The 6,104-nt window shown below is 76.8% G+C and carries 5 protein-coding genes; 3 read left to right on the top strand and 2 right to left on the bottom strand.

What is annotated here, in order from left to right; genetic code table 11:
• Together FOE67_RS13650 and FOE67_RS13655 are read right to left on the bottom strand one after the other, a co-directional pair.
• On the bottom strand, positions 1–1,340 hold a 1,340-nt coding region (locus FOE67_RS13650), incomplete at its 3' end, for an SCO2321 family membrane protein (protein ID WP_182664025.1).
• A gap of 383 nt (positions 1,341–1,723) precedes the next feature.
• The gene (locus tag FOE67_RS13655) at positions 1,724–2,341 is read right to left on the bottom strand and encodes a TetR family transcriptional regulator (protein WP_182664027.1); all 618 of its coding nucleotides are present in this window, start codon (positions 2,339–2,341) and stop codon (positions 1,724–1,726) included.
• Between the two features lie 432 nt (positions 2,342–2,773).
• Here FOE67_RS13655 and FOE67_RS13660 point away from each other — a divergent pair, with 432 nt between their 5' ends.
• From FOE67_RS13660 to FOE67_RS30955, 3 genes are all read left to right on the top strand, one after another.
• Positions 2,774–4,081 (top strand): glycosyltransferase family 4 protein, encoded by a 1,308-nt coding sequence (locus tag FOE67_RS13660; RefSeq protein ID WP_182664030.1) that lies wholly within the window; start codon positions 2,774–2,776, stop codon positions 4,079–4,081.
• A 76-nt stretch (positions 4,082–4,157) separates the two neighbouring features.
• Positions 4,158–4,961 (top strand): class I SAM-dependent methyltransferase, encoded by an 804-nt coding sequence (locus FOE67_RS13665; RefSeq protein WP_182664031.1) that lies wholly within the window; start codon positions 4,158–4,160, stop codon positions 4,959–4,961.
• Positions 4,958–6,079 (top strand): prenyltransferase/squalene oxidase repeat-containing protein, encoded by a 1,122-nt coding sequence (locus FOE67_RS30955; RefSeq protein WP_182664033.1) that lies wholly within the window; start codon positions 4,958–4,960, stop codon positions 6,077–6,079. The genes FOE67_RS13665 and FOE67_RS30955 overlap by 4 nt, the downstream gene beginning before the upstream one ends.
• Positions 6,080–6,104 lie beyond the last annotated feature (25 nt).

Below are 6,104 nucleotides of genomic sequence, written 5' to 3' on the forward strand. Positions count from 1 at the left end.
CCACCCTTCGCGGCCCCACCCGCATCGCCGCCGGGGGCACCGGTGCCGTCGCCCCCGGTGTTCCCACCGGTGTTCCCGCCCCGGCGCAGGGCGGCGAGCAGGCCCACACCGACGCCCGCGAGCAGCAGCGCCCCGAGGAACCACAGGGAGCCGAGGCCGCCGCCGGCGTCCTCCGTGCCGGTCTCGCCGTCCGCCGCGTCACCGTCGTTCCGGTCCCCCGGCTCCGTCGCCGGGGCGTCGGCGTCCGGACCGGAGGCGATCAGCCGGGCGGTGAGATCCACGCCCCCGAAGTCGGTGGGGTCGGCACCGACCGCCTCCACCGCCAGGATCAGTTCGGCGACGGTGCCGGCGCCCTCGTAGGCGTCCCCGCCGCCGGCCACCTCCTCCTCGACCGGCGCCAGCACGGCGCGGGCCTCCTCGGTCCACCCGCCCGCGGCCAGGCCGTGCGCGACCCGGGCCGTGGGGCCGGGCATGGGGGAGTTGTCGAACGGGGAGCGCACCCACCCCCCGCCCTCGGTCGTGTGGGAGAGCAACCATGCCAGTCCGCCCTCGAGGGCCTCCGCCGGCCCGACACCGTTCCCACCGTCGCCGTCGCCGTCGTCCTCGCACGCCGGTGTCGCCGGCGGCCCGTCGGGCGCCCGGTCCCCGGCGGCGGCGCCCAGGGCCAGGACGGCGTCCACGGTCGCCAACTCGTTGGCGTACCGGGAGCCGTCCTCCTCGGGCTGCCAGACGAAGGCCCCGCGCTCGGCCTCCGGCGCCTCGCACCCCAGGCGGAACGCCAGCAACGCCTCCTCGGCGCCCGCGACCTCGGCCGGGTCGGCGCCGATCGCGTACAGCGCGGAGAGCGCCACCGCCGTGGAGTTCGCGTCGCTCTCCCCACCGGACGCGTACGGCCAGCCGCCGTCCTCGTTGCGGGCGGAGAGCAGCCATTCCACGGCCGAATCCAGCGCGGCGTCCGCCGCGGCGTCCCCGTCGGCGACGGCCGCCAGCGCCTGCACGGCCATGCCGGTGGCGTTGGTGTCCACCGCGGGGTCGCCGTCGCACGCCGCGCCCGGCTCGGGGAGGTGGGCGGGGAAGCCGCCCTCCGGGCACTGCTGTCCCAGCAGCCAGGTCACGGCGGCGGGCGGGGCCGGCTCGCCGGCGGCCTCCAGGGCGAGCATCGCCAGCGACTGCCGCCAGACCCCGTCCCAGGTCGGGTCGGTGTCCCCGTACAGGCCCTCGGCGCCCGCGGAGGCGGGGGACGGTGTCGCCGTGGCGTCGTCGGCGCCCGCCGGCGCGGCCGTGCCCAGGAGGAGGAGGGTCGCGCCGGCCAGGGCGGTCGCGCCGCGGAGCGGTGTCATGGTGGTGCCTTTCGGTGGGGCGGGCCGTCGGCACGGCTGACCGCCCCGACCGCGCCCCGGCCGCCGCCGGGCACGCCGACGGGCGGGCACCCGGCTCGGTTCCGCGTTCCTCGACGGATTCGGCCGGCGGACCGGGGGTCCGGGGCCGGGAGCCAGCGCGTGCCCGCGCGCGGGAGGTCCGGCTCACCGGGCACGCGCCGGGGCGTCGTGGCCGGATCACGGTTGCGGGTCAGCGCCGGTCTCGCACCGGTCTTTCCCCGCTCGCGGGCCGGGGGCGCGTCGGCGGCACCCCCGTGGACTGCGCCGCCCACTGTAACCGCCGGCCCTCCGGCGGTCCCGGGCGGCGGTCCGCTCCCGGCCGCCCGGCCGCCCGGCGGCGCGGTCTACCCGCCGGCCCCGCCCGCCACGAGGCGGCAGGCGGTGCCCAGGTCCCGGTCGGCCTCCGCGGCCGTGGTGTGCCCGGACAGCCAGTGCATCAGGGTGGAGTGCCAGGTCAGCTGGATGACGCGCATCGCGCTGCGCCGCTCCGGTCCCGGGTCGACGGGCAGGCCGGCGGCGTCCACCAGGATGTCCGTGGTCAGCTCCGACACCGCCCGCACCTCGGCCTGCGCCGAGCGGTCCGCGAACACCAGGGCCCGCATCATCGCCTCCGCCAGCCGGGGATCGCGCTCGTGGGCGCGGAACGCCCGCCGCAGTGTGCGCAGCAGCCGGTCCGCGGGATCGGTCTCGGTCAGCGGACGGTCCCGCAGGGTCTCGCGCAGCAGTTCCAGTTGATCGAGCAGCACCCCCAGCAGGAGGTGGATCTTGGAGGGGAAGTAGCGGTAGAGGGTGCCCAGCGCCACCCCGGAGACCTCGGCCACCTCCCGCATCTGCACCGCCTCGAAACCGCCGGCCGAGGCCAGCCGGGTCGCGGCGTCCAGGATGCGGCGACGGCGTTCGCGCTGCCGCTCGGTGCGCGGTGACGCGACCCGGGGGGCGTCGGCGGACGGCTGTGTGGTCATGGGCGGTCCGGGGACACCGGCGCGCCGAACCGTCTCGGCGGCAAGGACCCCTCACTCCTCTCGGTCCCGGCCCGGGCGCCGGGGGCGCCGGGTGCGGCCATGGTAGGACCCCTCCGGCGCCGGCGGCACGCCTCTCCCGGGGGCGCCGGCCCTCCCGGAGGGCCCTGCGGGAGGCGGTTGCGGGACCCGGCCGTCGGGACCCGGACGGGTGTCGATCACAATGGTGCCCGACGGCCCCGAGCCCCCGGGGCCCCGTGACCCGGACCGTTCCGCGGAACCGGCCGTGGCACGTGTCACGGCCGGCTCCGGCACCGCCCGGGAGGGGGCAGGCTATCGTCTTCGTACCCGTCGGTAGCCCGGTCGACGCGGTGGAACCCCGCCGCCGGCCCCGGGACAAGGCGCTCCGGCGCACGCGGAGGGAAGGGAGCCGGAGTGGCCACGCACGCGGAGGGGGACCGCCCCCTGCGGATCGCCCTGCTCAGCTACAAGGGGAACCCCTGGTGCGGCGGGCAGGGGGTCTACGTCCGGCACCTCTCCCGGGAACTGGCCGCCCTCGGCCACCGGGTCGAGGTGATCGGGGCCCAGCCCTACCCCGTCCTGGATCCCGGTGTCACGCTGACCGAGCTGCCGAGCCTGGACCTGTACCGCGACCCGGATCCGTTCCGCACGCCCCGGGCCGAGGAGTTCCGGGACTGGATCGACGCCCTGGAGTTCGCGATCATGCGCACCGGCGGCTTCCCCGAGCCGCTGACCTTCTCCTTGCGCGCCCGCCGCCTGCTCGCCGCCCGACGGGGCGACTTCGACGTCGTCCACGACAACCAGACCCTCGGGTACGGGTTGACGGGTGCCGGCCCCCGCACCGGCCCCGGGGCCGCACCGCCGCAGATCACCACCATCCACCACCCCATCACGGTGGACCGGCGGCTGGAGTTGGCCGCCGCTCCCGACCTCGGCCGTCGCCTGTCGTTGCGCCGCTGGTACGCCTTCACCCGGATGCAGAAGCGGGTGGCCCGACGCCTGGAGACCGTGCTGACCGTCTCCCGGACCTCCCGCACCGAGATCATCGACGACCTCGGCGTGCGCCCCCACCGCATCCACGTGGTGCCCATCGGGGCCGACACCCGGGTCTTCCACCCGGACCCCGCCGAGCCCGTGGTGCCCGGCCGCATCGTCACCACCTCCAGCGCCGATGTGCCGCTGAAGGGGCTGGTCCACCTGGTGGAGGCGCTCGCCAAGCTGCGCACCGAACACCCGGGCGCGCACCTGGTGGTGGTCGGCTCCCGCCCCGGCCGCGGCCCGGTCGCCGAGGCGCTGGAGCGCTTCGGACTGGAGGGGGCGGTCGAGTTCGTCAAGGGCATCGACGACGCCGAACTGGCCCGACTGATCCGCGGCGCCCGGGTGGCCTGCGTGCCCTCGCTCTACGAGGGGTTCTCGCTGCCCGCCGCCGAGGCGATGGCCACCGGCACCCCCCTGGTCGCCACCACCGGCGGTGCGGTCCCCGAGGTCGCCGGCCCCGACGGCGAGACCTGTCTGGCCGTGCCGCCCGGTGACGCCGGGGCCCTGGCGGTGGCCCTCGGGCGCCTGCTGACGGACGACGGGTTGCGCGCCCGGCTCGGCGCGGCGGGGCGCGAACGCGTGCTGCGGCACTTCACCTGGGAGCGCGCGGCCCGTTCCACCGTCGAGCACTACCGGACGGCGATCGCCGCCCGCGCGCCCCGGAGCGCCGGGGCCCCCGGGTGACCGGCCGTCCCGCCGCGCCCCCCGGCGCCCCGAACAGCCCGAGCAACCCGAGCAACCCGAGCAAGGAGTCGACCGCGTGCTGACCGTGGACTTCACCCGTTTCCCGCTCGCCCCCGGCGACCGGGTGCTGGACCTGGGCTGCGGCGCGGGCCGGCACGCCTTCGAGTGCTACCGGCGCGGCGCCCGGGTCGTGGCGCTGGACCGCAACGGCGAGGAGATCCGGGAGGTGGCCCGCTGGTTCGCCGCCATGCGGGAGGCGGGGGAGGCACCCCCCGGCGCGTCGGCCACGGCGATCGAGGGCGACGCCCTCGCCCTGCCCTTCCCCGACGCGAGCTTCGACGTCGTCATCATCTCCGAGGTCATGGAGCACATCCACGACGACACCGGGGTGCTCGCCGAGATGGTCCGTGTCCTGCGGCCCGGGGGCCGCATCGCGATCACCGTCCCCCGATACGGTCCCGAGCGGATCTGCTGGGCGCTCTCCGACGAGTACCACGAGGTGGAGGGCGGACACATCCGCATCTACCGGGCCGGGGAACTGCTGCGCAAGATCCGGGCCGCCGGCCTGCGCCCGTACGGCACCCACCACGCGCACGCCCTGCACTCCCCCTACTGGTGGCTCAAGTGCGCCTTCGGCGTGAACAACGACCGCGCGCTGCCCGTCCGGGCGTACCACAAGCTGCTGGTCTGGGACATCATGAAGAAGCCGCTGGCCACCCGGGTCGCCGAGCGCACCCTGGACCCCCTCATCGGCAAGAGCTTCGTCGCATACGCCGTCAAACCCCGGGTCGCCGTCCCCGCTCCCGCGCGCCCCGCCGCCGGGAGGACCGGGGGCGGGGCCGACGCGGCCGACCCGGCGGGCGCGGCGGCCGGCGCGTGAGGGCCGCCGAGAATCTCCCCGACCGGCTGGAGCACCTCGCGCTGCCCGGCGTGCTCACCGCCCGGGAGGCGGCCCGCACCGCCGCGGGGATCGCCTCCCTGCAACGTCCCGACGGGGCGATCCCCTGGTTCCGCGGCCATCACCTCGACCCCTGGGACCACGTCGAGGCCGCCATGGCGCTGGACACCGCCGGGGAGCACGAGCGGGCGGCCGCCGCCTACCGGTGGCTCGCCCGTCACCAGCTGCCCGACGGCTCGTGGTACGCCGCCTACGCGGACGGGGACCCGGACCGGGTCACCGACCGGGCCCGGGAGAGCAACTTCTGCGCCTATCCGGCGGTCGGGGTGCTGCACCACCACCTGAGCACCGGCGACGACGCCTTCCGCCGCGAGATGTGGCCGATGGTGGCCGCCGCCGTCGACTTCGTCCTCGGGCTGGCCCGGGAGGACGGCGGGATCGGCTGGAAACGCGAGCCGGACGGCACCCCCGTCCCCGACGCCCTGCTCACCGGTTGCTCCTCCATCCACCACGCCCTGCGGTGCGCCCTGCGCCTGGCCGAACTGGAGGGGGAGACGCGCCCGGAGTGGGAACTGGCCGCCGGCGCGCTGGGGCACGCCGTGCGCCGGCACCCCGGCCGCTTCCTGGACAAGTCCCGCTACTCGATGGACTGGTACTACCCCGTGCTGGGCGGCGCCGTCGCCGGGGAGGAGGCGCGGCGCCGGCTGGCCTCCCGCTGGGACGAGTTCGTGGTCCCCGACCTGGGGGTGCGCTGTGTGGTCCCCAACCCCTGGGTGACCGGCGGCGAGAGCGCGGAGCTGGCCCTCGCGCTGTGGGTGGCGGGGGAGCCGGAGCGTGCCGAGGGGATCCTGCGTTCCATCGGGCACCTGCGTGCCGCCGACGGGCTCTACTGGACCGGTCGGGTCTACGCCGACCGGGCGGTGTGGCCCGAGGAGTTGACCTCCTGGACGGCCGGCGCGGTGCTGCTGGCGGTGGCCGCTCTCGCCGGCGACCCGGCCACCCGGGCGGTCTTCGGCGGTGTCGACCTGCCGCACGGCCCGTTGCCCGACTGCTGCCCGGACGAGACGCCCGCGCCCCCCCTGTCTCTTATACCCATCTGACGCTGCCGACGAAGCTGCAAGTGTA

The organism is Streptomyces calidiresistens (genome assembly GCF_014141525.1).
GTDB lineage: Bacteria > Actinomycetota > Actinomycetes > Streptomycetales > Streptomycetaceae > Streptomyces > Streptomyces calidiresistens.

Bases quoted from the DNA above. Each gene is read 5' to 3' on its own strand.
- FOE67_RS13655 (WP_182664027.1), bottom strand. From the start codon at position 2,341: ATGACCACACAGCCGTCCGCCGACGCCCCCCGGGTCGCGTCACCGCGC.